28 protein-coding genes are annotated in these 24,964 nt (G+C 67.0%); 16 read left to right on the top strand and 12 right to left on the bottom strand.

Going from position 1 to position 24,964, the window contains the following annotated elements; genetic code table 11:
• Window positions 1-125: 125 nt before the first annotated feature.
• Complete coding sequence (locus tag HCU64_RS11590; protein WP_233384036.1) at window positions 126-1,184, top strand: bifunctional riboflavin kinase/FAD synthetase; 1,059 nt, start codon at window positions 126-128, stop codon at window positions 1,182-1,184.
• Window positions 1,185-1,226: 42 nt separating this feature from the next.
• Here the strand turns inward: HCU64_RS11590 and HCU64_RS11585 are convergent, their stop codons facing one another.
• Entirely contained in the window at window positions 1,227-1,964 is a 738-nt protein-coding gene (locus HCU64_RS11585) for an oxidoreductase (protein WP_325169966.1), read from the bottom strand.
• Window positions 1,965-2,231: 267 nt separating this feature from the next.
• Here HCU64_RS11585 and HCU64_RS11580 point away from each other — a divergent pair, with 267 nt between their 5' ends.
• Entirely contained in the window at window positions 2,232-2,843 is a 612-nt protein-coding gene (locus tag HCU64_RS11580) for a TetR family transcriptional regulator (protein ID WP_233384035.1), read from the top strand.
• 95 nt (window positions 2,844-2,938) lie between these two features.
• Window positions 2,939-3,154: a hypothetical protein gene (locus HCU64_RS11575; protein ID WP_233384034.1), complete on the top strand. Its 216-nt coding sequence runs from the start codon at window positions 2,939-2,941 to the stop codon at window positions 3,152-3,154.
• A 13-nt stretch (window positions 3,155-3,167) separates the two neighbouring features.
• Here HCU64_RS11575 and HCU64_RS11570 read toward each other — a convergent pair whose 3' ends face one another.
• Window positions 3,168-3,566: a DUF3775 domain-containing protein gene (locus HCU64_RS11570; protein ID WP_233384033.1), complete on the bottom strand. Its 399-nt coding sequence runs from the start codon at window positions 3,564-3,566 to the stop codon at window positions 3,168-3,170.
• Between the two features lie 73 nt (window positions 3,567-3,639).
• On the opposite strand from HCU64_RS11570, the gene HCU64_RS11565 reads away from it, so the two are divergent.
• A complete protein-coding gene (locus HCU64_RS11565; RefSeq protein ID WP_233384032.1) occupies window positions 3,640-5,259 on the top strand; it encodes a hypothetical protein in 1,620 nt (539 codons plus the stop codon).
• Between the two features lie 39 nt (window positions 5,260-5,298).
• On the opposite strand, the gene HCU64_RS11560 is transcribed toward HCU64_RS11565, so the two are convergent.
• Window positions 5,299-6,444, bottom strand: a complete 1,146-nt coding sequence (locus tag HCU64_RS11560; RefSeq protein WP_233384031.1) for a lipase family protein — start codon at window positions 6,442-6,444, stop codon at window positions 5,299-5,301.
• Window positions 6,445-6,485: 41 nt separating this feature from the next.
• Window positions 6,486-6,809: a GCG_CRPN prefix-to-repeats domain-containing protein gene (locus HCU64_RS25610; protein WP_442785945.1), complete on the bottom strand. Its 324-nt coding sequence runs from the start codon at window positions 6,807-6,809 to the stop codon at window positions 6,486-6,488.
• Between the two features lie 556 nt (window positions 6,810-7,365).
• Between HCU64_RS25610 and HCU64_RS11555 the strand changes: the two genes are divergently transcribed.
• A complete protein-coding gene (locus HCU64_RS11555) occupies window positions 7,366-7,698 on the top strand; it encodes a hypothetical protein (RefSeq protein ID WP_233384030.1) in 333 nt (110 codons plus the stop codon).
• Window positions 7,699-7,759: 61 nt separating this feature from the next.
• On the opposite strand, the gene HCU64_RS11550 is transcribed toward HCU64_RS11555, so the two are convergent.
• Window positions 7,760-7,942: a hypothetical protein gene (locus HCU64_RS11550; protein ID WP_233384029.1), complete on the bottom strand. Its 183-nt coding sequence runs from the start codon at window positions 7,940-7,942 to the stop codon at window positions 7,760-7,762.
• Between the two features lie 184 nt (window positions 7,943-8,126).
• Between HCU64_RS11550 and HCU64_RS11545 the strand changes: the two genes are divergently transcribed.
• On the top strand, window positions 8,127-8,321 hold the full coding sequence (locus HCU64_RS11545) for a DUF3311 domain-containing protein (protein ID WP_233384028.1): 195 nt from the start codon (window positions 8,127-8,129) through the stop codon (window positions 8,319-8,321).
• Entirely contained in the window at window positions 8,321-9,790 is a 1,470-nt protein-coding gene (locus tag HCU64_RS11540) for a sodium:solute symporter family protein (protein WP_233384282.1), read from the top strand. Before HCU64_RS11545 ends, HCU64_RS11540 begins: the two co-directional genes overlap by 1 nt.
• A gap of 70 nt (window positions 9,791-9,860) precedes the next feature.
• Here HCU64_RS11540 and HCU64_RS25250 read toward each other — a convergent pair whose 3' ends face one another.
• The 4 genes from HCU64_RS25250 to HCU64_RS11525 form a co-directional block, all read right to left on the bottom strand.
• Window positions 9,861-9,995 (bottom strand): hypothetical protein, encoded by a 135-nt coding sequence (locus HCU64_RS25250; protein WP_267922292.1) that lies wholly within the window; start codon window positions 9,993-9,995, stop codon window positions 9,861-9,863.
• A gap of 129 nt (window positions 9,996-10,124) precedes the next feature.
• A complete protein-coding gene (locus HCU64_RS11535) occupies window positions 10,125-11,120 on the bottom strand; it encodes a tyrosine recombinase XerC (RefSeq protein WP_233384027.1) in 996 nt (331 codons plus the stop codon).
• Between the two features lie 324 nt (window positions 11,121-11,444).
• Window positions 11,445-13,328 (bottom strand): putative bifunctional diguanylate cyclase/phosphodiesterase, encoded by a 1,884-nt coding sequence (locus HCU64_RS11530; protein WP_233384026.1) that lies wholly within the window; start codon window positions 13,326-13,328, stop codon window positions 11,445-11,447.
• Entirely contained in the window at window positions 13,325-14,776 is a 1,452-nt protein-coding gene (locus HCU64_RS11525) for a sensor histidine kinase (protein ID WP_233384025.1), read from the bottom strand. Before HCU64_RS11525 ends, HCU64_RS11530 begins: the two co-directional genes overlap by 4 nt.
• 264 nt (window positions 14,777-15,040) lie before the next feature.
• On the opposite strand from HCU64_RS11525, the gene HCU64_RS11520 reads away from it, so the two are divergent.
• Together HCU64_RS11520 and HCU64_RS11515 are read left to right on the top strand one after the other, a co-directional pair.
• Entirely contained in the window at window positions 15,041-16,486 is a 1,446-nt protein-coding gene (locus tag HCU64_RS11520; protein WP_233384024.1) for a sensor histidine kinase, read from the top strand.
• 31 nt (window positions 16,487-16,517) lie between these two features.
• Entirely contained in the window at window positions 16,518-16,886 is a 369-nt protein-coding gene (locus HCU64_RS11515) for a response regulator (RefSeq protein WP_233384023.1), read from the top strand.
• Between the two features lie 4 nt (window positions 16,887-16,890).
• On the opposite strand, the gene HCU64_RS11510 is transcribed toward HCU64_RS11515, so the two are convergent.
• The 3 genes from HCU64_RS11510 to HCU64_RS11500 all read right to left on the bottom strand — a co-directional run bounded on the left by HCU64_RS11510 (window position 16,891) and on the right by HCU64_RS11500 (window position 19,140).
• Complete coding sequence (locus HCU64_RS11510) at window positions 16,891-17,328, bottom strand: RNA polymerase subunit sigma-70 (protein ID WP_233384022.1); 438 nt, start codon at window positions 17,326-17,328, stop codon at window positions 16,891-16,893.
• 156 nt (window positions 17,329-17,484) lie between these two features.
• Window positions 17,485-17,976: a DUF3455 domain-containing protein gene (locus HCU64_RS11505; RefSeq protein WP_233384021.1), complete on the bottom strand. Its 492-nt coding sequence runs from the start codon at window positions 17,974-17,976 to the stop codon at window positions 17,485-17,487.
• 66 nt (window positions 17,977-18,042) lie between these two features.
• Complete coding sequence (locus tag HCU64_RS11500; RefSeq protein ID WP_233384020.1) at window positions 18,043-19,140, bottom strand: AI-2E family transporter; 1,098 nt, start codon at window positions 19,138-19,140, stop codon at window positions 18,043-18,045.
• A gap of 251 nt (window positions 19,141-19,391) precedes the next feature.
• On the opposite strand from HCU64_RS11500, the gene HCU64_RS11495 reads away from it, so the two are divergent.
• From HCU64_RS11495 to HCU64_RS11465, 7 genes are all read left to right on the top strand, one after another.
• Window positions 19,392-19,688: an acyl carrier protein gene (locus HCU64_RS11495; RefSeq protein WP_183503048.1), complete on the top strand. Its 297-nt coding sequence runs from the start codon at window positions 19,392-19,394 to the stop codon at window positions 19,686-19,688.
• 19 nt (window positions 19,689-19,707) lie between these two features.
• Entirely contained in the window at window positions 19,708-20,172 is a 465-nt protein-coding gene (locus tag HCU64_RS11490) for a 3-hydroxyacyl-ACP dehydratase FabZ family protein (RefSeq protein WP_233384019.1), read from the top strand.
• Window positions 20,169-21,305 carry a beta-ketoacyl-ACP synthase gene (locus HCU64_RS11485; RefSeq protein ID WP_233384018.1) on the top strand — a complete coding sequence of 379 codons (1,137 nt, stop codon included), beginning with the start codon at window positions 20,169-20,171 and terminating at the stop codon, window positions 21,303-21,305. Before HCU64_RS11490 ends, HCU64_RS11485 begins: the two co-directional genes overlap by 4 nt.
• Window positions 21,306-21,490: 185 nt before the next feature.
• Window positions 21,491-22,768: a beta-ketoacyl-ACP synthase gene (locus HCU64_RS11480; protein ID WP_233384016.1), complete on the top strand. Its 1,278-nt coding sequence runs from the start codon at window positions 21,491-21,493 to the stop codon at window positions 22,766-22,768.
• Entirely contained in the window at window positions 22,765-23,523 is a 759-nt protein-coding gene (locus tag HCU64_RS11475; protein WP_233384015.1) for an SDR family NAD(P)-dependent oxidoreductase, read from the top strand. The genes HCU64_RS11480 and HCU64_RS11475 overlap by 4 nt, the downstream gene beginning before the upstream one ends.
• 14 nt (window positions 23,524-23,537) lie before the next feature.
• Window positions 23,538-23,822, top strand: coding sequence for an SH3 domain-containing protein (locus HCU64_RS11470; protein WP_442785944.1), 285 nt, complete (start codon window positions 23,538-23,540; stop codon window positions 23,820-23,822).
• A gap of 52 nt (window positions 23,823-23,874) precedes the next feature.
• Entirely contained in the window at window positions 23,875-24,897 is a 1,023-nt protein-coding gene (locus HCU64_RS11465; RefSeq protein WP_233384014.1) for a zinc-binding dehydrogenase, read from the top strand.
• Window positions 24,898-24,964 lie beyond the last annotated feature (67 nt).

Below are 24,964 nucleotides of genomic sequence, written 5' to 3'. Positions count from 1 at the left end.
ATTTATCGAGCCGATGTTGCGAAGCCGTTAATCCTGCGCGGATGCCGCATGGGTTCTGGGTCGCTTGACCCGCTTCCCGGTTTTCGACAGGGACGGCATCGAAATCGAGAACTTGTAAGGCCCCGATGTCGTCCGGCGAGGAGATCCCCCCGCGCGATCCGTCCGCAGCGGACGGCCTACCCGAGCGGGCGGCGCGCTTCACGATCTTTCGCGGGGAGGGCGCCTTGCCGCCCGAGTTGACCGGCGCGGTCGTCGCACTCGGCAATTTCGACGGCGTTCATCGTGGCCATCGCGCCCTGCTCGACGCGGTCCGCGTGGAGGCTCACCGGACCGATCCGCCGCATCCCGCCGCAGCGCTGACCTTCGAGCCGCACCCGCGCGCCTATTTCGCGCCCGACCAGCCGATGTTCCGCCTGACCGGCCCGGCGGCGAAGGAGATCGCCTTCGCGCATCTCGGGCTCGACGGGATGATCGAGCAGCGCTTCGACGCCTCCCTGGCCGGCCTCGGCCCCGCGGAATTCGTCGATGGTCTGCTCAAGACGCGGCTCGGGCTCTCCGGCGTCGTCATCGGGCACGATTTTCACTTCGGGCGTGGCCGTTCGGGCACGCCCGCAATCCTCGCCGAACTCTGCGCCCGGGCCGGGCTCGCCTGCCGCATCGTCCCCGCCGTCTCGATCCAGCCCGGAGAGCGGCCGATCTCGTCGAGCGCGATCCGTGCGGCGCTGGGCGCCGGCGCGGTGGACGAGGCCAATGCGTTGCTCGGCTACCGCTGGTTCGTGCTCGGTGAGGTCCGCCACGGCGAGAAACGCGGGCGCGACCTCGGCTTCCCCACCGCCAATCTCGCGCTCGATTCCTGCGGCCTCGCCCACGGCATCTACGCGGTTCGGATGCGCCTCGCCGACGGCACCTTGCACGACGGGGTGGCGAGCTATGGGCGCCGCCCGACCTTCGACGACGGCGCGCCCCTGCTCGAAACCTACCTGTTCGACTTCTCCGGCGATCTGTACGGGCAGGAGGTCGCGGTGGAGTTCGTGGGCTTCATCCGGGGCGAGGAGCGCTTCGCGAGTGCCGAGGCGCTTGTCGTGCGCATGCATGTGGACGCAGCCGAGGCGCGCGGGATCCTCGCGAAGGACCGGGTGGTCTCGATGCTCGATGAGAGTGCGGTCGAAAAAGCGGACATCTGACGCCGGGGACCCGAACCGGTATCCCCTGCGCCGGCCAGCGCTCTAGCGGAGCGCCATCATGATCAGGCGGTCGAGCATCCGGTCGGACAGCCAAGCGCGCAGGAACAGCATCGTACCGGCCATCATCCCGCCGTGATACCGCGTCCGCGGCGTCCGGGCGTGGATGCCCTTGACGATGAGGTCGGTGATGGCCCTGGGGGATGCTCCCTTCTGGCCGGTCATTAACGTCTTCGCCTTGGCGACCAGACCGGCATAGGCGCCGTTTCCAGAGATCCGCTCGGCCTCCCGCGTGGCGATGCCGCTCCATTCGCTTTCGACGCCGCCCGGCTCGATCACGACGACGTCGATGCCGAAGGGGCGAACCTCCATGCGCAAGGCGTCCGAATAGCCTTCGAGGGCGAACTTGGAGGCGTGGTACCAGCCACCGAGCGGGGTCGCGAGCCGGCCGCCGATCGAGGACACGTTGAAGATCCGACCGAATTGACGAGCCCGCATATGCGGCAGGCAAAGCTGGGTCAGGCGGCCCAGCCCGAACAGGTTGATCTCCATCTGCTTGCGGGCATCGTCGAGGGTGACGTCCTCCAGCGCGCCGTACTGCCCATAGCCGGCATTGTTGATCAGCACGTCGATGCGGCGTTGCTCGCCGATGATCCGTCCGACAGCCGACACCATCGTCGCGTCGTCGGTGACGTCCATCGCCAGGGCGTGACCGCCGGCCGCCTCGATCTCGCTCATCCGATCGACGCGCCGGGCCGCACCGTAGACGACGGCGAAGAGCAAAGTCCTTTCCCATCCCCGAGGAGGCGCCGGTGATCAGGGCGACGGGCTTACCTGTGGTGGCCATGGGTTCCTTGCTTTCGAAATCGGGCATGGCTCGTCGTTCCGGGAACGAGGGAATGCTCGCATCCTCGGTCGAAACCGTGCCTGGGTGCTGTCGTGCTTCTGGCGCGCCGAACCGGCGGAACATCCGTCGCCCCCGCGTCGGCGCCAATATTATGCACTCAGTGCAAAATTGCAAGCGGGGCATAATTATCTTACGAGCGAGCCATGACGATCATCGATGACGCTGTGTCGGAGCCACGCGAGGGATTGCGGGAACGCAAGCGCCGGCAGACCCGCGAGCGCATCGCCGAGGCCGGCATGCGGCTGTTCCTGGAGCGGGGCTTCGAGGAAACGACGCTCGATGCCATCGCCGAGCAGGCCGACATTGCTCGGCGCACGTTCTTCCACTACTTCAATACGAAGGAATCGATCCTCAACTCGCTGCAGGACACGACCGAAGCCAGCTTGCGGGCGTCCATCGCTCGGGCCGATCCAGGGCGCGCGCCCTTCGATGTGGTGTGCGAGGCGATGCTGGAAATGGTCTCCGGCTTCGGCACGGAGGAGGCGCGCGCCATCGACCGCCTGTTGCGGTCGTCCGAGGCTCTGCTTGCCCGCAAACAGGCCAACTACCAGACGCAAGAGCTCATGATCTTCGCTGCCCTGACCAAGAAGTGGGCGGCACCGGACCTTGCTCCCAAGCTCAGGCTCGTCGCTCTGGCCTGCGTGGGTGCATTGCGTTTGGCCTCGGATGCGTGGAGTTCCAGCGATGGGACGCGTCCACTGCAGGATCATCTCGTGGACGTGTTCACGACATTGCGCGGAGACATCACGCGCTGAGCATCGCTGACGCGCCTGGAAACCAAACGCGCCTCTGACGCGTATCGCATCCCGCGCCTCCCGCAATGATAGACGGCGCGCTCGGAGGACCGCTCATGAACGTTTTCATCGCTGTCGTGCTCGTCTGCGCCAATGGCGTCCCGCAAGATGCCTGCACCGACGACAAGGCGAGCGAGGTGCGCAAGGTCCGTGTCGCGAACGAGCTCGGCTGCACCAGCGGCTGGCAGGAGATCATCGCTCGTACCGACCTGCGCGACGAGGTCGGCAAGACCTCCTACCTCAAGACCGAGTGCCGCCGGGTCAAGGAATAGCGCTCCGACCGGCTCAGGTCTCGGAGATGTCCTGGCTCACGCCGAGCGCGTCGAGGCCTTCCTCGAGCAGATCTGCGGCATTGGGGGTGTGCAGGAGTTCCTTGATCGCGCCATCGCCGGCTGCTTGGCGATCGCGGGCGAAGGCCAGGGCTCCGTCCCAGTCTCGTGCGTCGTAATCGCCACGGCCGACATAGAGCAGTGCCAGAAGATTGGCGCGCTGGTCGTCGTTCAGGCCGCGGATCAGGCCGCGCACCTCACTCTCGGTGGCGTCGTCCGTGCCGGAGGTGAGGACGTCGGTCGCGCCGTCGTCGATCGGGTTCGAGCCCGAATCCGGATCGGTGATGCCCTCCTTCACCTCCAACGCCTTCAGCCGCAGGACCAGCTCGGTGATGGTGTCGACGGCGATGTCCATGAAAACTCCTGACAGGGTGACGGAAAGAAACAGGCCGTGCGTGGGAGCCGTAAGCGGAACCGCGGCGTTCGGAATGCGCCCTCCGCTCCCCAGCCTCGGCGGCTCGAGACCAGCCAAACCCATGGAGGCGGCGAAGGGTTCGAACCTGTGCGGTACGAAATCCGCCTTCACCGTCCTGGAACGCCCTACCGCTCCGATGCATGCCTTCTCCAAAAAGCCGAGCACCTCGGCACGGTTACTGGGTCTCGGCGGCCTGCTTGCGCTCGCTTTCGCCTGGATCGTTCCAGCGCAGGCCGAGCCCGAGAGCACGGCGCCGTCCTGCTACGCGACGGCTGGAGGAGCGCTCGACATCTGCCGGTCCGGTGGCGAGCCGGAAGGCGTGCTCTACGCGCCGCCGGCATGCCGCTTCGCTTCCGGCGTCCAGATCGTGCGACTGCAGGGCCGTGGCGCGCCCGGGCCGCTTCAAGTCGTATTCGAAGCCGAACCGCCCCGAACGGACAAGCGCGGCAAGGAGACCTGCGAGCCGGATCTCAGGGCGACCGACCCGACGATCGGCGCGTCTGTCCGGTCGGGGCGGTTGACGGAACAGCTCGCCGGCACGATGCCGCCGAGCGCGTACCGCTTCTGGAGCGGCACGGCGCAAGCGGAGGCGCCCCCAAGACGCAGGCATCGTCGCGGCCATCGGCGCCAGGAGGCCAAGCCTGCCGAGATCAGGACCGCGACCGTGGCGCGCGAGGGCATCGGCGCCCGCGATCCGATGACCGTGGCCGGGCGCGACTGGGCGGGCGACGACTATCGCTACGTCTTCATGATCGCGACCGAGGCGATCGAAGACCGTCGCCGTCACGTGCTGATCCAGGCGCGGACCCTCGATTTCGAAGCCTTCGACGTCCGGCAGCGCTCGGCCGGCACGGAGGCTACCGAATGGGTCCCCTTCGGCGAAAGGAAGGCCGAGACACGGGGCCGGCGCTCGCGCCGCTCCCGCTCGGCCGAGCCGCCGCCGCTGGCCCCTGTCCTCGACGAGGCCGGGAAGCCGATCGTCGGAAACTGTAGCGGCGAGGGTTTCGACGTGCAGGGGCTCGTCGGCTCGGTGAGCGTGGTCGATCAGGTCTACCACTACTTCTACACCGACGTGCTGCCTTCGGATTGCAGCGAACCGCCGGCCAGGCGCCGGCTCGGGCTCTATCTCCGCACAAGCCGGGACGTGACCGCCGAGAAGGCGTGGTCGGCGCCGCAGACCGTGATCGACGCACTGCCGCCCGATACGCTGGTGCGGGTGGGCAAGGCCAAGGGGATGGAGCGCTGGGCCATCGCCTATTCCTGCTTCCGGCCGGCCAACGCGCCGGGCGGACCGGTCGCCGACATCTGCCTGCACTACACGTCCGGCCTGTCGGTCGATGCCTTCAAGGCGCTTTCGCTGTTCGAACAGCCGATGAGCGCGGCGCGCTCGCGCGCCTATCTGGCCCTGCGCGCCGGCGGCGACGGCGGCGGCCGCTACAGCCGCGACGGCTTCTTCTGGATGACCGACCGCTACGGCAACGTCGACACGCCAGCCTCCTACCCCACCAAGGGAGGCTTCCTGACCTGGCTCGACCGGTTCGCCCCGCGCTCGGACGGCAGCGAGGGCTCTAGCCTCTTCGGAAGGCCGGTCTACTGGTCGACCTGGACAGTGCGGCCGCGTCCTTCGCAGTAAGTCCGAGCGCCGAAGCAGAGTTTCGCCGTCGGGCCGCGTTCAATCCGCTCCGCAATTGCTCGGCGCGGGTTCGCCTGCAAAGCGATCCGCGATCCAATCCAGCGCTGCCGGCGCCGCGTCCTTCGCGATCGAGAGGTGGCCGACGCCGGGGACGAGATCGAACTCGACCCGGCTGCCGGCCCGGCACAGCTTCGCCCGATAATCGAGGGTCACGCGCGGCAGGACGAGATCATCGATGCTGCCCTGCGCCAGGAAGATCGGAATACGCGGCGGCAAAGGGCCGGGCGTATTGCGAGCCAAGAGCGAGCGCCGCGGTTCGCGTTGCGCCAAATTGTCGACGGTCAGAAAGCTGCGGTCGAGGGCTTTGGATGGGCCGCGGCGCTCCAGAACGTCGAAGATCGTCTCGATACAGTCGTTGGCGAGTTGGTTGATGACCGGCACGGCATCCGGCGTCACGACCTTCGTCATCGGCGCGCCGTAGACCTGCGACCAGGACCAGAGCGTCATCGCAGTGAGGTTCTTGCCACCCGACGTGTCGAGATCCGCCATCATCAGCGTGGCGAGTTCGGTCGCCGGAGCCGCGGCTGCGACGCCGACGAGCGAGAGGTCCGGCGCATAGCTGCGAGCCAGGAGGCCGGTGAACAGCGCGGCGTGACCGCCCTGCGAGTGTCCCCAGACCGCGAAGGCGTTCGCGGCGCCACCCGATCCCACCAGTTTGCGCGCGGCCCGCACCGAGTCGAGCACGGCTCGTCCTTCACTGACCCCGACGAGATAGGGGTGGACCCCCGGCGTGCCGAGGCCCGGATAGTCGGTCGCGGCGACGATGTAGCCGCGCTCCAGCATGTCGTTCAGCCCCTGGATCGAGCGGTAGAGAACGCGGGCCAGCGAGGGCGCGCATTTGTCGACCACGCCCGTCGTCGGATGAGCCCAGGCGACGATCTTCCGGCCGCCGGGCGGTATGGGGCCGGCGGGCACGATGATCGCACCCGAGACGGCGATGGGCTCGCCCCGCATGCCGGTCGACCGGTAGAGCACCCGATAGGCGGCCGCGCCTGCCGGTGCGTTCGGGAGAGGTTGTGAATCGAGAAGCGTCCCAGGCGGGGATCTCGTGCCTTTTGCCTCCGCCGGGTAGTCGGCAGCCAAGCCTATCAGCAGCAGGATCGCGCCCAAGACGCGCGAGGGCAAACCGAGCACTGATCGCCCGCTTCGATGCCCCGCGAGTCGGCTCACGGCTTCCACCCGCCGCCGGGCAGACGCCCGTGATAGGGTGTGTTGCGGCAATGGCCCCAGGGACCGCGCCAGTATCCCGGAGGACAGCCATTGCCGCCGCCTCTCACCTGATACCAGCCTCCTGGAAGCGGGCCGACATAAGGCGTGCTGCGGCAATGACCCCAAGGTCCGCGCCAGCGGCCGGGTCCGCAACCACCCGCGACCTGCTCAACAGAAGTTGCAAAGCCAGGGTGTGGAACAACCGGAAGCGCTTCGGCCGAGGCTGGAAGCATAACATTCAGACAAACGGCGCTTGTCCAAGCTGCGAGGACGAATCTCATAGTCGGTACTCCATCCGAAAACCAGAGATCATGCAAGCTATCGGCTTGGCAACTGTTATCGCTGCTGTAAAATGGCTATGGTTGTCAAAATATTTTGCTTTCCTGCTGTGAAAGCAAATGAGATGGCTCATACGATCAAATTGCTACTGTTAATCCCGTGTAGGTTTCATCATCGAACGATGCAATCCGGGCCAGAGCGCGCAATTGAGTTGTCTGTCATCGAACTGCGACGCAAAATCCATTGCGACGGCTGTCTGCAAGAGTCACGGTGCTGAAGAGATCATCCGGCTTCCGACAGAGGGGACATCGCTTTGCGCAAGAATCTGCTGGCCCTCGCATTCGTCATTTGCTCGACAGGGCAGGTCCTGGCCGGAGAGCCGCCGATCGAGGGGCCGGCGGATGCCGCTTGCCGTGAGCAGGCTCGGGCGCAGGTCTTCACGGCGCCCAATCCCAATCGCTTGAGCCTCTGGGATCTCGGATCCCAGATCTGGCATGCCTGCATGGCGTCCTATCACGGCACCGGGCCCAATCCGGGCCGCCAAGAACAACGGTTCTGATGGACGAGCGCCGGCGCCTTCTCCGGAATCCGGGCAGAGGGCTGTCGCAGCATATCCTGCCGAGTGCCGCGACGATGATCGGGGTCTGCACGACCCTCGTCGGCCTGGTGAAGATCATCGAGGCCCGCGTCGGACCGAGCCATGTCGACGAATACGCCGCGCTGACGGCGCTCCTGTTCCTGGCCAGCTCCGGCGCGTCCTATCTCTCGATGCGCTGGCCGACCGAGAGTCGCCTCTCGACGAAGCTCGAAGCGGCCGCGGATGTCTGCTTCGTGCTCGGCTTGGTGAGCCTGTCGGTGATCTCGGTCCTGTTCGCCTACGAGGCGGTCTGACGGGCTCCGCAAACGACGTCACCCGTCCGGTGATCCGACGGCTGGATCGTCGATGCGGGCGTCAGCTGGTCGAGGAGCCCGGAGCCACATCCTCGGGGGTGGGCGCGTGACCGGGGCCGCCGAACAGGTTCGAGGGCTCCGAGCGCCATTGGCCGGTCTCCGGATTCTCGGCTCTCCGGTGCGCCCACAGCATCATCACCGCGACGAGCAACCAGGAACATCCGATCCCGATGAAGAACGCCATGCGACTCACTCCCGTGTGGCCGGTTCGCCGAGGACGACAGAGCGATGATAGGGGGCGCCCTGCGGGCGGCAAGGCTTGCCATCACGCAAGTTCTTGAGAAGTCTCGGTCCGGCGCGAAACCTGCCTTGCTCCGGGGCAGGCAAGGCATCTGCCGGACTTTTCCGCTCACGAGGCTGACCGACGCATGAAACATGTCCGATGGCTGGTGCTGCTGCCGTTCCTCGGCATGCTCGGAGGGCCGTTCGTGCTCAACCGGGTCGAGCCGCTGATATTCGGCCTGCCGCTTCTGCTGGCCTGGCTCGTCGCCTGCGTGATCGCGAGCTCGGCGGTGATGGGCGTGATCTACCTGTGCGATCCGGCCCGCTCGGAGGCCGAATGATGAACGCCGCGCTGCCGATCATCGCGCTGGCCGTCGTCGTGGCGCTCGGCCTCGGCCTGTGGGCCCGCTCGGGCCACGACATGAACCTCGAGCAATGGACCGTGGGCGGGCGCGGCTTCGGGACGATGCTCGTCTTCCTGCTGATGGCGGGCGAGGTCTACACCACCTTCACCTTCCTCGGCGCGTCGGGCTGGGCCTACGGCAAGGGCGGCCCGACATACTACATCCTCTGCTATCTCTGCCTGATCTACCTGATCTCCTATTGGCTGCTGCCGCCGATCTGGCGCTACGCCAAGCAGAACACGCTGTTTTCGCAGCCCGATTTCTATACCGCGAAGTATCAGAGCCCCTGGCTCGGGGTGCTGGTGGCCCTGGTGGGGCTCGTGGCGCTCGTTCCCTACATGGTGCTGCAGCTCAAGGGGCTCGGCATCATCGTCGCTACCGCCTCCTACGGCGCGATCCCGCCGACGGTGGCGATCTGGATCGGTGCGGCCACGGTGACGGCCTACGTGATGGCGTCCGGCGTGCGCGGATCGGCCTGGAACTCCGTCATCAAGGACGTGCTGATCCTCTCGGTGGTGGTCTTCCTCGGGCTCTACCTGCCCTACCACTTCTATGGCGGCATCGAGCCGATGTTCCGGGCGATCGACCAGGCCAAGCCCGGCTTCCTGGCGCTGCCCGAGCGCGGCCAGAGCGCGAGCTGGTTCGCCTCGACGACGCTGTTGACGGCGCTCGGCGGCTGGATGTTCCCGCATATCTTCGGGTCGATCTACACGGCGCGCGAAGCCAACGTGTTCCGGCGCAACGCGGTCTTCCTGCCGCTCTACCAGCTCATGCTGCTCTTCGTGTTCCTGGTGGGCTTCGCCGCCGTGCTGCAGGTGCCGGGGCTGAAGGGGCCGGATGTCGATCTCGCCCTGTTCAGGCTGTCGATCGAGGCCTTCCCGCCCTGGTTCGTCGGCGTGATCGGCGCGACGGGCGTGTTCACGGCCCTGGTGCCGGGCTCGATGATCCTGATCGCGGGGGCGACGCTCGTGGCGCACAACCTCTACCGGCCGATGCGCCCCTCCGCGACGGATGCCTCGATCGGCCGGCTCGCCAAGCTGGCGACACCGCTCCTGGCGCTGGTCTGCGTGGGCTTCACCCTGCATGGCGGCGAGACCATCGTGCAGCTCCTGCTGATGGGCTACGCTTTCGTCACGCAACTCTTTCCGGCGCTGCTCACCAGCCTTTGGGAGCGCAATCCGCTGACCAAGGAGGGCGCGGCAGCCGGGATCGTGGCGGGCGTCGGCACGGTGGCGGCGACGGCCATCGGCGGTCACACCATGGCGAGCCTGTTTCCGGCGCTGCCGGGCGCGATCCAGGACGTGAATATCGGCGCCGTGGCGCTCGTGTTGAACGTCGTCGTGGCGCTGTTCGTGAGCCTCGCGACCCGGCGGGCCAGTTCGGGCAAGACCGCGATCGCGAGGTAGTCGGGCGGCTCAACAACCCGTCATTCCGGGCCCTGCTTCGCGACCCCGGAATGACGGCGTCGTGTCGGTGTCAGGCCCGCGCGGCGTGGCTGCGGTAGAGCAGGCGCACGGCGGAGAATGGCAGCAGGATCGCCTTCACCACGGCGGTGACGGCAAGGACGGCGAGAACCGGAAGAATCGCTACGCAGATTCCGATCACGGGCATCGCAGGCTCCATACTGTTCTGGGCTGCGCCGAAAGCGTGGCCCGGGAGGGACATACCGCGACCCAATCGCGGCAATACGAAGGAGAGATCCCGCCTCTTTGCGGAATTTTGCCGATTACGGGCATCCGGTCAGGCCGCCCGTCCGGCGCGCGGATGCGCGGCGTCGAAGGCGCTCATCAGGCGTGCCGCGTCGACGCGGGTGTAGAGCTGCGTCGTCGAGAGCGAGGCGTGGCCGAGCAATTCCTGGATCGCGCGCAGTTCACCCTGCCGCGCCAGCAGATGCGTCGCGAAGGAGTGGCGCAGGGCGTGCGGGGTGGCGCTCTCCGGCAGGCCGAGGGCGCCTCGGAGCGAAGCCATCGCGTATTGGATGATCCGGGGCGAGAGCGGGCCGCCCTTCACGCCGACGAAGAGGGGCCCCTCCGGCGGGAGCGGATGCGGGCAGGCGGCGAGATACTCCGCGATCGCCTGCGAGACCGCTGGCAGCACCGGTACCGAACGGATCTTGCCGCCCTTTCCGAGCACGCGGACCTCGTCTTGGCCCGGCGTCGGGGCATCCCTGCGCGCGATGCCGAGCGCTTCCGAGATGCGCAGGCCGGAGCCGTAGAGCAGAGCGATGACCGCCGCGTCACGCGCGAGCACCCAGGGTTCGCGCGCGTCGTCGGGGCGGCTAGCGGATTGCGTCGCCGCAACCGCCGCCTCGACCGGAAGCGGTCGAGGCAGGCGCCGCTCGACCTTGGGCGAGCGGACCGCGCCGAGCGCCGCGATGCTGCCATGGCCCTCGCGTTCGAGGTGGCGGCCGAAGGAGCGGATGCCGGCGAGTTCGCGCATCAGCGAGCGGCCACCGAGGCCGTCGGCGCGCCGCGCCGCCATGAAGCCGCGCACGTCGCGCGGCTTCAGCGCGATGAGCCTCGGGATCGTCGGCGTGCCGAGACGCCGGTCGAGATGGATCAGGAATTCGCGCAGGTCGTGGGCATAGGCCTCGCAGGTGTTGCCTGCCATGCGGCGCTCACGAGCCAGGCTGTCGAGCCACCCGAGCGCCAGGGCCCGTAGGGCTGCGTCGCCAGGAAACGACGAAAGGTCGTGCTCGGCTGCGGGATCGTCCGCGGGGGAGGGGAGGGCTGCCATCGCTGGCGCCCATCAACCTCCGTTAAGGTTGAGACGGGGTTAACGATGCGCGCGCGTCGGTCGCCAGCGGCCGCCGGCGCCGGAACGCGAGCCGGATGCCGCGCAGTAGTTTCTCAGCTAAATTACAACCGTTCCAAATAGCGAACCAATGAAAAAGCGCGCCCCGAGGGGCGCGCTGCAGTTCGTGGGTTGGACACTTCCTGGGAAGAAGTGATCACAGGATAGCTCAGTCTGTCGTTTTCTTAAAGCGTATTCATTGTGCAAAAATCACAGGGGCGCGGATGCGAGTCCGGCATGGCCCCGCCCTGTGAAAAATGGGGACCGTCACACGCCGATCCGTTCGATGATCTTGCGGACCTCCTGCGCGTCGATCGGCATGCTGAAGAACCGGCCCTGCACCTCGGTGCAGCCCTCGCCGGTGAGGTGCGAAAGCTGCTCCTCGGTCTCGACTCCCTCGGCGATGGTGGGGATGCCGAAGCTGGTGCCGAGCCCGAGGATCGCGCTGACGATGGCGCTGCAGTCGCGGCTGCTGGTGACGTCCTCGACGAAGGACCTGTCGATCTTCAGCTTGTCGAACTGGAACATGCGAAGGTAGCTCAGGCTCGAATAGCCGGTCCCGAAATCGTCCATCGAGATCCGCACACCGAGCGCGCGGAGCTGGTTCAGCGTGTCGATGTTCTTGTCGGTCTTCTGCAGCAGCACCGATTCCGTGATCTCGATCTCCAGCCGTTCCGCCGGCAGGCCGGAACTGGCCAGCGCGCTGATCACGGAGGGGACGAGGCTGCCGCGGAGGAACTGCACGGGGGACACGTTGACCGCGATGCTCAGGGCGTCGGGCCAGCCGGCCGCCTCGTGGCAGGCCTGACGCAGCACCCATTCGCCGATGGGCACGATCAGGCCGATCTCTTCCGCGAGCGGGATGAACTCGGCCGGCGAGACCATGCCGCGGGTCGGGTGACGCCAGCGCAGCAGGGCTTCGAAGCCGGTCACCTTGCGGGTGCTGAGCGAGATCTGCGGCTGGTAGAACACTTCGAACTGGCCGAGGGCCTGGGCATTGCGCAGGTCGAGTTCCAGCGAGCGGCGGGCCTGGACATGGGCATCCATAGCCGGATCGAAGATGCGGAAGGTGCCGCGGCCCTCGACCTTGGCGCGGTACATCGCCAGATCCGCCGCCTTGAGTAACTCCTCCGGATCGTCGGTCGCGCCTGAGCCCAGAACGATGCCGATGCTGGCGCCGATCATGGTCAGGTGACCGTGAATGTGTCGCTCGCGGCTGGCGATCTCGATCAGCCGGTTCGCCAGGGCGATGGCGTCCTCGGGCTGCTTGTTGCCGACCTGGAGCACGGCGAACTCGTCACCGCCGAGCCGGGCAATCCGGTCGGAGCGCTGCATGACACCGCGGAAATCCTCGCCGACCGCCTGGAGAAGCATGTCGCCCATCGAGTGGCCGAGGGTGTCGTTGACGCCCTTGAAGCCATCCAGATCGATGAACAGGATCGCGACGCTCTGGTCCGGGTCGTTCCCGGCGGCGGCGATGCCGCTCACCAATTCCTCGCGGAATTGCCGACGGTTCGGAAGACCGGTCAGCGGATCGTGGAAGGCGAGGAAGCGCGAGCGCGCCTCGGATTGCTGCCGCTGGACGATCTCGCCCTGGAGCTGCTGGTTGATCTCGACGAGCTCACGGGTGCGTTCCTCGACGCGCTGCTCGAGCTGGTCGTTGACCTGCCGAAGTGCGCTCGCCGCCGTGGCGACCTTCTCCTCGGCGCGCTTGCGGTCGACCTGGGCATTCACGCGGGCCAGGGCGACATCGAAATCCACGGGCTTGGTGACGTAATCGTTGGCCTCGAGGTTCAGGGCCTCGACGACGTTCTCGGACTCGGCCTTCGCCGTCACCATGATGACGGGCAATTGGAGCGGCGTGTACTTGGCCCGGAGCGTCTTGAGGACCTCGATACCGTCGATCTCGGGCATCATCACGTCGAGCAGGACGACGTCGTAGCTCTCCTGCTCGACCATCTGCAGGGCGCGCGCCCCGCCATCGGCCTCGGCAACCTCGAAGCCACGCCTGGCGAAGCGCCGCAGCAGGATCGTGCGGTTGTCGGCAATGTCGTCGACGATGAGGAGCCGAGGCGCGCGTTGCACCTCGGCCTCGACCGCCGCGTCCATCGAGCCGAACTGCTCGACCGCAAGATTGTCGCGAAAGTTCATCGAAACGAGACTCCCAGAGCGGGCTGCAAGGCGGCCGCCTGCGGCGCCAGGAGAAGAGAGTGGTCAGGCGGAGCATTCGGCTCTGCCGCGGTCTCCGAAACTTCGGCCGGAATGCAGAAGCTGAACACCGAGCCCCGCCCGGGCTCGCTGGTCACGCCGATGCTGCCACCCATCAGCGTGCAAAGCTTCTGACTCAGCGCCAGGCCGAGGCCGGTGCCGCCATATTGATGCGCCGTGGCGGCCGAGACCTGTCGGAAGTTCTGGAACAGGCGCGCGATGCCCTCTTGTGAGATACCGATGCCGGTGTCGCGCACCCGAACGTCGAGCCACGTGCCGGTGGATTTGCGGTCCATTCTGACGGAGAGCGTGACGCTGCCGTTCTTGGTGAATTTCGAGGCGTTACTCAGAAGGTTGACCAGGATCTGGCGCAGTTTGGTCTGATCGGTGTGCATCGCGCCGAGCGGCGTCAGCTGCTGCACGAGCAGGCTGTTGCCGTTGGCCTCAGCGAGCGGCTTCACCGTGGCGACGACCTGATCCAGCAGGGAGGCGAGATCGAAGGTCTCGACGTTCAGCTCTATGGTCTCGGCCTCGATCTTCGACAGATCGAGCACGTCGACCACCAGCGAGAGCAGGTGGCGGCCTGCTGCATTGATGCTGCGAACGTCCTTCTGCTTGGTCTCGTCGGTGCCGGGCGGGATGTTCTCAAGGATCAGCTCGCTGTATCCGATTACAGCGTTGAGCGGCGTACGCAGCTCATGGCTCATCTTGGCGAGGAACACCGACTTCGCCCGGTTGGCGGCCTCGGCCAGTTCCTTGACCACCTTGAGCTGCTCGTTAGTGGCGAGATAGCGCTCGGTCTCCTTCTCGATCTGCGAGCGCATCGACATGACGTGCGAGTAGTAGATCGCCATCCAGGACATGTAGAGGGTCGCGGAGACCATCGAGATCCAGGTCACGACCGCCAGGTCGCTCGCCGAGACGATCTCCGGGAAGTCGGTGCAGATGTAGGCGATGAAGAAGACCGTGACGTTCGCCGCGAACAGCGCGACGATCAGCATCGGCTGCTCGGAGAAATAGAAGAAGCCGAGCAGCAGGGCGATGATCAGCCACGGCAGGCACGGCGAGCTGGCGCCGCCGTAGAAATAGGTGCCGAACAGAGCGGTGAAGGCCAGGAGCTCCACCGACAGGATCGCGGCAAACTTGATGTTCTGCGTGAACTTCAGGACGAACGGCAGCGTCCAGAACAGGCACACGCAGGCGATGACCGTGAAGCAGGCAAAGCCGGGATTCGGGTCGGTGCGATACAGGAACACGCACATCGACTGGGACATCAACGGCCCGAAGATGTGGGTCAGCACGAAGTTGCGCGCGACCGAGAGGTCGGAACGCTCGAGATGCGCGGACTGGGGAATGAACCAGTCGACGATGTGCTGGACGGTTGGTCGCATCAACGCGGCTCGGTTCCAAGGTAGGTGAAAGTATGATTTCAAACATTAATTTTATGTATATGGGCGTTGTCGCCGAAGCTTTTGATGGTGTTAATTTCCTGTAAAACATAAGTGCGAAATCAGATTTCCATTAAATGTTGCATAGCCTCGTCCATGACATATCTTGGTCTGCTGCTGCGCATTCGGTCGTTGTAGCTTTGCAGATCATGCCTCGCTCCGGTCGGCGTCTCGCGACGGGATGAACGAGAGTTCGGAAAGCAGCCCATGTTCCGGAGTCTGAAGCTCGAGAGGTTTGACCGGTTCGTCGATTGGTTTCTCCATCCGAGCATGGTCGACGACAAGTCGAAGCGAAAACAGGCCCGGCTGTTTCTGTTGAGCCATATTCTCGGGCCGTTCCTCGGAAACGGCGTCGCACTGGTCCTCTTCCTCGCGGAGCCGGATCCTGGCTTCGAGATCGGTGTATTGCTGCTCGGGATCGGCGGCTTCTGGGTGTTCCCGTTCCTGCTGCGCTGGTTCGGGCGGCTCGAGTTGCTGGCCCTGATCTCGATCCAGAACCTGACCTTCAGCGTCTTGTGGGTGACCTACTTCTACGGCGGGTCGACTTCGCCGTTCCTGACCTGGATGATCACCATCCCGCTGCTCGCCTTCTTCTATGTCGGCGATTCCCGGGCGATGCGGCTCGCCATCATCGTGCTGCTCGGCGTCAACGCGATCGGATTCTACGCGGTCTATCATCTGTTCGACGCGCCGGCGCACGGCATCTCGACGGTCGCGATGCAGCGCCTCGGCCTGCTCTCGACCGCGGCGATCGCGCTCTACGTGACGATGATGGCGCTCTACTACGCCAAGGCGCTCGCCTCGCAGGCCGAGCTCGAATCCGTGATGCGCAGCCACCGAGCGACGGCCTCCGCACTGAAGCAGGCCGCCCTCCAGTCCGAGCGCGCCAGCGTCGCCAAGGTCGAGTTCGTCGCCAAAATGAGTCACGAGCTGCGCACGCCGCTCAACGCCATCATCGGCTACAGCCAGATGCTGATCGAGGAGGCCGAAGGCGAGCAGGAGGACGAGGATTTCGTCGACCTGCAGCGCATCCAGAGCGCCGGCCAGCACCTGCTCAAGCTCGTGAACCAGATCCTCGAACTCGCGAAGATCGATTCCGGCCGGATGGAGGTCTTCAACGAGAGCCTCTCGGTCGCGGAGATCGTCGAGGGCCTCGTGAACGGCCTGCGCGCCGGCGCAACGGAGCGCGGCAATACGCTGACGGTCGCGCTCGCTCCGGAAATCGGCACCATCACGGGCGACCGCATGAAGATCGAGAACGCCCTGTCGCAGGTGCTCCACAACGCCATCAAGTACACGGAGAACGGGGCCATCACGGTGATCGGCGAGCGCGTGGCGGCTCCCGCTGGCGAGATGCTCCGGATCGCCGTCCAGGACACCGGAATCGGAATCGCGGCCGAGCAAGTGCCCCACTTGTTCGAGCAGTTCGCCGACAGCGACGAGCAGACGGCGACGAAATATGGCGGCACCGGGCTCGGGCTGGCGCTGGCGCGCAAGCTCACCCGCCTCATGCACGGCGACATCGTCGTCGAGACCGAGCTCGGCCGCGGCAGCCTTTTCACCGTGACCCTGCCGGTCGCGCCCCCGGCGGCGGCGAAGCCGCAGCCGTCTTCGGTGCCGGATGCCGGCTATCCGCGGGCCCTGGCGGCCTGACGCCGTTCACACGAGTGGGAGATCGGACACGATGTCGAAGATCCTGATCGTCGAAGACAACCCGATGAACAGCGACATGCTGTCCCGGCGCCTCACGCGCCAGGGCTTCACGACGGTGATCGCCGAGGACGGCCCGCAGGGCGTCGCCATGGCGGTGTCGGAGGCGCCCGACGTGATCCTGATGGACGTGGCGCTCGGCGACATGGACGGCTGGGAGGCGACCACCGCGATCCGTGCCGACGGACGCAGCGCGCACGTACCGATCATCGCGCTGACCGCACACGCCCTGTCGAGCGACCGTGCCCGGAGCATCGAGGTCGGCTGCAACGACTTCGACACCAAGCCCGTCGACATGCCGAGGCTGCTCGGCAAGATCGCCAAGTGCCTCGAGCCGGCCTGACCGATCAGGGATCGCCGAGCAGCAGCTCCCCTTGCGGCGCCGGCTTCTTGGCCCGCACCGGCCGTTCCCGCGCCTCGGCTTTCTGCCGGCGTGAGCGCGCCTTCGGCTCCGACAGCATTCGCGCCTTGGCCTTGTCGCGGGCGATGGCCTCGGGTGCCTGAGGGTCGTCGGTCAGCCACTTGCCGTGCTTGATCACCTCGTTGACGCGGCCCTGATTCACCCCGACCTTGAAGGCGATCTCCTGCTGGGTCATGCCGGTGGAGGCGTGGAGTTCGAGGATCGAGCGGGCGAGGTCCGGCGTCATCTTCTGGCCGGTGAGGCGCCGCGCCGGGCGGGCGCTGCGCGTGGCGCGGTCACGCTCGCGCAGCCGCTGCAGCAGGGCCAGCGCCATGTGCATGCCCTGCTCGCGCAAGGCTTCCTCGAATTCCTTCAGCGTCGCCATGACGGGCTCCTCGCGCCGACGAGAGCCGGCGTCGTCCGATCAACGGCCCGCGCAACTTCCGGGTTGCCCGACCTCTCGTCCAGACCCGCGAGTGTGGAACTCCTGCGGGGCACGGTGCAACGGGCGGCCGCTCTCATCCACCGCCTTTCGCCCCGGCTACTTGCCCTCACGCAGGAAAGTATAGGTGGCCGTGTAGGGCACCTCCGACACCGCTCCCGCCTGATCGCACTTGCCCGATTTGACGCCGCCATGCGTGTCGATGCGCTGCACGGCCGTGACATCGCTCAATTTTCCGCTGCCGGAGCGGGAGGCGACGGAGAGGCGAAGCCAGGGAATGTCGTCTGCTCCCGGCGCGTTCTGCTTGGCGGCGACCTTGCCGACGATCCGGCTGCCGTCGGTATACTCCCAGGACGGTCCCGCGAAGTGCCGGATCACTTTCTCCTTGCCCACGAAGAGATCGGCGCGCGGCTCCTTGAAGGTCCATTCGAGCGCCCCGGCGGACGAGGCCTTGCATTCATAGACCTGGACGCCCGTGGCGGCCGTCGTGAGGACGGTCACGTCACCGGGAGCGCCGATCGGGGGCGCCGTTTGCGCGGCGGCGGCCGAGGCGATTGTCGTGAGCGCGAGCGCGAATACGGCTGACTTCATCTGCGTTCTTCCCGTGACGGTGACGCGCACGTCGTGGGCGCGCCGATGCGGGCCTTATCGCAACCCTCACTGTTCGGCCGGACAAGCTTCCGTGAACTCCCGCCACAGCAGGATCAGCGCGGCCATCACCGCCGGGCCGACGAAGAGTCCGAGCAGCCCAAACGTCTCGACGCCGCCGAGGATGCCGAGCAGCACCCAAACGAAGGGCAGCCGCGTGGTCCCACCGATCAGGGCCGGACGCACGAAATGGTCGGCCACGAAGGTGACGACGAAGCCCGCGGCGACGACGATGATCGCCGGCACCACGCTGCCGTTCCCGACGAGCAGCAAGGCAGCAAGACCGAAGGCGACCGGCGCGCCGAACGGGATCATCGCGGCCACGGCCGTCACCGCGCCGAACAGGATCGGGTGCGGCACGCCTGCGAACCAGTAGACGATGCCGAGCAGGATGCCCTCGCCGATGCCGACGAGGACGAGGCCGTCGACGGTGCCGTGGACGGAGGCCACCATCTGCCGCGCCACCCGCTCGCCGCGCGGGCCGAACAGGCGGTGGCTCGCCGTGAGGCACTGCGCGACCACGGTGCGCCCGTCCTTGAACAGGAAGAATAGGGTCAGCAGCGCGAAGCCGAACAGCACGACCCGGTGCACGACGTTGGCGCCGACGGTCTTGGTCAGATCGCGGTTGGATGCGGTGTTGACGTGGCCCAGCATCTCCTTCGCCCAGCCGGCATGGGCGAGGTTCGCGTCCCACCACTCTTTGACCTGCTGCGCGCCGAAGGGCAGCCGCTCGACGATCGACGGAACCGGGATGCCGGATTGCTCCGCATTCTTGGCATAGTCGAGGAGGTCGTGGGCCTCGTGCACGGCTTCGACCGCGAGCAGCACGACCGGGATCAGGAAGGCGAGCGCCACCACGGCGGTGAACAGGCTCGGCCAGAGAATGTTGTGCTTGCCGGGCGGAAATCGCCGTTCCGCCTTCGCGTAGAGCGGCCAGAGCGCGATGGCGAGCACGACGGCCCAGACCAGCGCCCGCAGGAAATCCGACAGGATGTAGAGGCCAAGGCCCAGCAGGGCAGCGGCGAGCGCTACGCGGGCAATGGCCTGTCCCCGGCCATCCGCCGGGGCCGTGAACGGCCGCGCCCGAGACTCTTCGCCCGACTGCATGTCCTGCTGCTCCGCCGCTCATCCCGTCGCTCGATGCATCTAGTTGCAGACAGGGCGGTGAGGAATAAGCGGGCGGTACGAAACGTGTGCGCGATCCCGGGCCCTTGGTGCGGGTCCCACCAAGGGCGGCCGGCAAGGTTGCCCGCGCTCCCTGGCTTCGTGTAAGGGGTCGCGTTCCGCGCCAAGGTCAACGAGACCGGCGGGATTCCCCGGATCGACCGGTCGAGACACGAGAAAGCGGCGAGCCACGCATGTCCACCGACACCGCTACCTTTGACCGCGTCGCGGACATCATTGCCGACACTGCCGACATCCCGCGCGAGAAGATCACGCCGGAGAGCCACGCGATCGACGATCTCGGCATCGACTCGCTGGCCTTCCTCGACATCGCCTTCGCGGTCGACAAGGCTTTCGGCATCAAGCTGCCGCTCGAGCGCTGGACCCAGGAAGTCAACGAGGGCAAGGTCCCGGCCGAGGAGTACTTCGTGCTGAAGAACCTCTGCGCACGCATCGACGCGCTCGTCGCCGAGAAGGCCGCCAAAGCCTGATCGCCCGGGGCAAGGACCCATGCGGCTCGAATATTTCGAGATGATCGACCAGGTGGTGCGGCTCGACCGCGCCGCCGGACAGATCGAGTGCCTGGCGCTCGTTCCCGAGGCGAGCCCGGTCTTCGAGGGGCACTTTCCCGGCCACCCGCTCGTGCCGGGCGTCCTGCTGACCGAGACCATGGCGCAGGCCTCCGGCTATCTGGTTCTCGCGCATCTCGATTTCGCGCAGATGCCGTTCCTGATGGCGGTGGACAAGGCGCGTTTCCGCTCCTTCGTCGGCCCCGGGGCCCGGCTCGAGATCACGGCGAGCCTCGAGCATGACGGCTCGGGCTATGCGGTCACCAAGGCCGCCATCCGCCACGAGGGCAAGGCGCTCTGCGACGCGGAGCTCCGCTTCCGCACGATGCCGTTTCCCGATGGCCTCGACGCGCCGATGCGCGAGCGTGCCAAGAAAATCGGTTTGCTGGACGGAGCCGCCGCATGAGCGGACGTAAGGTCGTCATCACCGGCATCGGCCTCGTTTCCTGCGCGGGCGAGGGGATCGAGGCGCATCTCGCGGCCTACGAGTCCGGCGAGGCGCCGCGCACCGATGCCGAGACCTACGCGCCCTATCCGGTCCACCCGGTCGCGCCGGTGGCGCTCGACACGCAGATCCCGAAGAAATCCGACCAGCGCCAGATGGAGGGCTGGCAGCGCCTCGGCGTCTACGCCGCCGGCCTCGCCCTCGACTCGGCGGGCCTCAAGGACGACGCCGCACGCAAGGCGGCGCTCCATCTCATCGTTGCCTCGGGCGGCGGTGAGCGCGACTATGCGGTCGATGGCGCGATCCTCACCGGCCTGCGCGATGCGGAGAACCCGGGCGCCTATCTCAACGAGCACCTGCAGAACGACCTGCGGCCGACGCTCTTCCTGGCCCAGCTCTCGAACCTGCTCGCCGGCAACATCGCCATCGTCCATGGCGTGACCGGGGCCTCGCGCACCTTCATGGGCGAGGAATCGGCCGGCGTCGACGCTTTGCGCATCGCCCATGCCCGCATCGCCTCGGGCCAGGACGACGCCATGCTGGTCGGCGGTTCCTATAATGCCGAGCGCGCCGACGTGCTGCTCGTCCACGAGATGGGCGGCTTCCTGCACAAGCCCGACTATCGCCCGGTCTTTTCGCGCGGCGGCGAGGAGAATGGCGGCTTCATCCTCGGCAGCGGCGCGGCCTTCCTGCTGCTGGAGACCGCCGAGCGCGCGGCCGAACGCGGCGCCAAGCCCTTCGCCGTCATCGATGCGATCGCCAATGACCGCGTCCGCCGGAAAGCCGGCTCCGTCGCCGATGCCCTGCCGCGCCTGCTGCGCGAGGCGGGCGTCTCGCGGCCCGACCTGATCCTGTCGGGCGCCACCGGTGTCGCGAGCCTCGCCGAGGAAGAGGCGCAGGGCCTCAAGGCGGCGCTCCCCGACACCCACATCCGCGCCACCGGCGACGTGATCGGCCACCCGATCGAGGCGGTCCCGTCCTTCGGCACGGCGATCGCGGCGGCGCTCTGCGCGGCCGGCAAGGCGCGCGAGGTGGCGATCACCTCCGTCGGCCATCGCAGCGGCGAGGGCGTCATCCGGGTCGTCGCCGCCTGATCGGTCAGGATCACGACCCTGTCATTCCGGGGCCGCGCAGCGGAACCCGGAATCCAGAGCCGCGACGGCGAGCGAGCATGGCACCCTTGGCGGTTCTGGATTCCGGGTTCGCCTTCGGCGCCCCGGAATGACAGTGAGGCGGCGAGGATCGTGCACGCTGTGAAAACTTGCGCTAAGGCGGTCTCATGAGTGCTTCTTCAACCCGTGACGCCAAGGGCCGCCCGCTCGTCGCCGTGACGGGGCTCGGGATCGTCAGCTCCCTCGGCTGCGGCGCCGCCGACACCTGGCAGGCCCTGACGGAGGGCCGCTCCGGCATCCGCACGATCTCGCGCTTCCCCACCGACGGCCTGCGCACCTCGATCGCCGGCACAGTCGATGCTTTCGAGACCGATCCGCTCTGCGCGCCGCTGCTCTCCGAGCGCTTCGCCGAGGTCGCCGCCGAGGAGGCCGTGACGCAGTCGGGCATCGGCGATGATTTTCCGGGCGCGCTGTTCATCGCTGTGCCGCCGGTGGAGCTCGAATGGCCGCAGCGCCAGGCGCTGGCCGAGGCCTCGGGCGACAACGAGGACATCACCTATCGCAGCCTGCTCAAGGCGGCCGCCAGCCGACGCTTCGATGCCTGGCACGACCTGTTCATCTTCGGCACCGTGGCCGACCGGATCTCGGACCGCTTCGGCACCAGGGGCTCGCCGATCTCGCTCTCCACCGCCTGCTCGTCGGGCGCCACGGCGATCCAGCTCGGCGTCGAGGCGATCCGGCGCGGCGAGATGAAGGCGGCGCTCTGCATCGGCACCGACGGTTCGGTGAACCCGGAATCGCTGATCCGGTTCTCGCTGCTCTCGGCCCTCTCGACCCAGAACGAGAACCCCGAAACGGCCTCGAAGCCCTTCTCGAAGAACCGCGACGGCTTCGTGATGGGCGAGGGCGCTGCCGCCCTGGTGCTGGAGGATGCCGAGGCCGCAAAGGCGCGCGGCGCGAAAATCCTCGGCTACGTCCTCGGCTGCGGCGAGAAGGGCGACGGCTTCCACCGCACGCGCTCCAGCCCCAACGGCGAGCCGATCATCGCCGCGATCCGCGCGGCTTTGGACGACGCGGACACGGCGCCGGACGCCATCGACACCATCAACGCGCACGGCACCTCGACGCCGGAGAACGACAAGATGGAGGCGATGGGCTGCACCGCCGTGTTCGGCGAGCGCATTTCTTCGCTGCCGATCTCGTCGAACAAGTCGATGATCGGCCATACGCTGACCGCGGCCGGCGCCATCGAGGCGGTGGTCTCGATGCTGACGATTCAGCACGGCCGCATCCCGCCGACGATCAACCACCTCGTGCCCGACCCGTCCCTGACCCTCGACGTGGTCTCGACGGCGCGTGACGCGCGGGTCTCGCGGGTGCTGTCGAACTCCTTCGGCTTCGGCGGCCAGAACACCTGCCTCGTGCTCGCGGGCGAGCCGGCATGAGCGAACCCAAACGCATCCTCGTCGTCGGAGGCGCCGGCGGCCTCGGCACCGCGATGGTGCGGACGCTCGCCGCCGCGGGCTATTCCGTCAGCTTCACCTACCGCTCGAAGCCCGACGAGGCCGAGTCGCTCGCCGCCGAGCTCGGCGCTTCCCATCCTGGCGCCGTGTTCGAACCCCACCGCCTCGACCTGGCCTGCCGCGACGCCGTGGAGGCCTTCTGCGAGACAATCGAGGACACAGCCTTCTACGGCTACGTCCACAATGCCGGCCAATCCGCCGACGCGCTCGCGGTGATGCTCGACCGGGACCGGTCGGACGTGGCGATGCAGGTCAACTTCTGGTCGCTCACGCGCATCGCCAAGGTGCTCGTGCGGAACATGATCCGCGCGCGCACGGGCCGGGTCGTCGCCGTGGGCTCGGTCGCGGCCCTGCAGGGCAATACCGGCAACGCCGCCTACGCCGCCACCAAGGGCGCGATGATCGCCTATTGCCGGACGCTCGCCATCGAATCCGCCAAGCGCGGCGTCACGGTCAACGTGCTCGCCCCCGGCTTCATCGACACCGGCATGATGGCCTCCTACGCCGCATATCGCGAAAAGATGGAAAGCCAGATCCCGTCCGGCCGCTTCGCGAAGCCCGACGAGGTCGCGGCCCTCGCCGCCTTCCTCATGAGCGAGCCGGCCGCCTACATCACCGGCGCCGTGCTGCCCGTCGATGGCGGCCTCACCGCGATGATGGGCGTCCATCGTAACTGACGGCGGCCTCTTCGATGCACCGGCTTTTCGCTCTCTCGGCTTTCATGCTGCTCCTGGAGACGGTGACCGCTCTCGCCGAGCCGCAGCCCTTCCGGGTCTCGGGCCTGCCCTGGGGCGGCTCCTTGACCATCCGCGAGGCGCCCGATGCGGATGCGGCGCCGGTCGAGACTATTCCTGTAGGCCGCCGTCTCCTCGGCTTCGGCTGCACTAACGAGACGCCGAGCGGGAATACCTGGTGTCGGGTCAAGTTCGGCTTTGCCGTCGGCTGGGCGCGGCGGCGGTATCTCTCACCGGATTGATCTGACGGCTCAGGGTCTCGATCTAGTCCAAAGGACGTGCCAAGGAGCCGTCATGAAAGCCCTCCAGCTCTTCGGCGACCGCGATCTGCGCCTTGTCGAGATTGACGCCCCGCCTCCGCCCGCTCCCGGCGAGGTGCAGGTGCGGGTGCGTGCGATCGGCCTGAACTTCATCGATGTCTGGGGCTTTCGCGGCATGGCCTTCGCCAAGCGCAAGCTCCCGCTTACCGTCGGCGCGGAGGGAGCTGGCGAGGTCGCTGCCATCGGCGAGGGCGTCGAGGGCCTCAAGGTCGGCGATCCCGTCGCGCTCTACGGCGCACTCACCTGCGGGAAGTGCAAAGCCTGCCAGGAGGGACGCGACAACCTCTGCGAGGATGTCGGCGGCGTCTATGGCTTCCACATCGACGGGTTTTCGCGCGAAGTCATCAACATTCCGGCGCGACTCTGCGTGAAGGTGCCGGCCGGCGTCGATCACGTCCAGGCCGCCTGTGCTGGTATCGCCTTCGGCACCGTCCAGCACATGCTGTTCGACAACGCCAAGCTGGAGCCGGGCGAGAGCATCCTGGTCCATGCCGGCGGCTCGGGCATCGGCACCACGGCGATCAAGATGGCCAAGGCGATCGGCTGCACCGTCTACACGACGGTCGGCGACGACGAGAAGGGCGAGAAGGCCAAGGCGCTCGGCGCGGATTTCGTCGTGAACTATCGCGAAGAACGCTTCGAGGGCGAGGTCCGCCGGCTGACGAAGCGCAAGGGCGTCGACGTGGTGTTCGAGCATGTCGGCGCCGACACCTGGAACGGCTCGCTGCTCTGCCTGAAGCGCGGCGGGCGGCTCGTGACCTGCGGTTCCACCTCCGGCCCCTCGACGACGATGAATCTGATGCAGCTGTTTCAGCAGCAATACCGCATCACCGGATCGTTCGGCTGTCGGATCGAGAATATCCGACAGTCGCTCGACAAGATGGCGGACGGGATGAGCCCGGTCGTCGATACGGTTCTGCCGCTCGCAGACTTCGCGCAGGGGCTCGAACGGCTGGAATCGCGAAAGGTGTTCGGGAAAATTCTCGTTACACTTTGAAACGTTGCTTGGGCGGGCGCGTCGGGTATATGGCCTGACCGAATTGCCGCCCCCTGTAATCCCATGA

The organism is Methylobacterium sp. C25 (genome assembly GCF_021352225.1).
Classification (GTDB): domain Bacteria; phylum Pseudomonadota; class Alphaproteobacteria; order Rhizobiales; family Beijerinckiaceae; genus Methylobacterium.
This window is presented reverse-complemented; position numbering and strand designations above follow the sequence as displayed.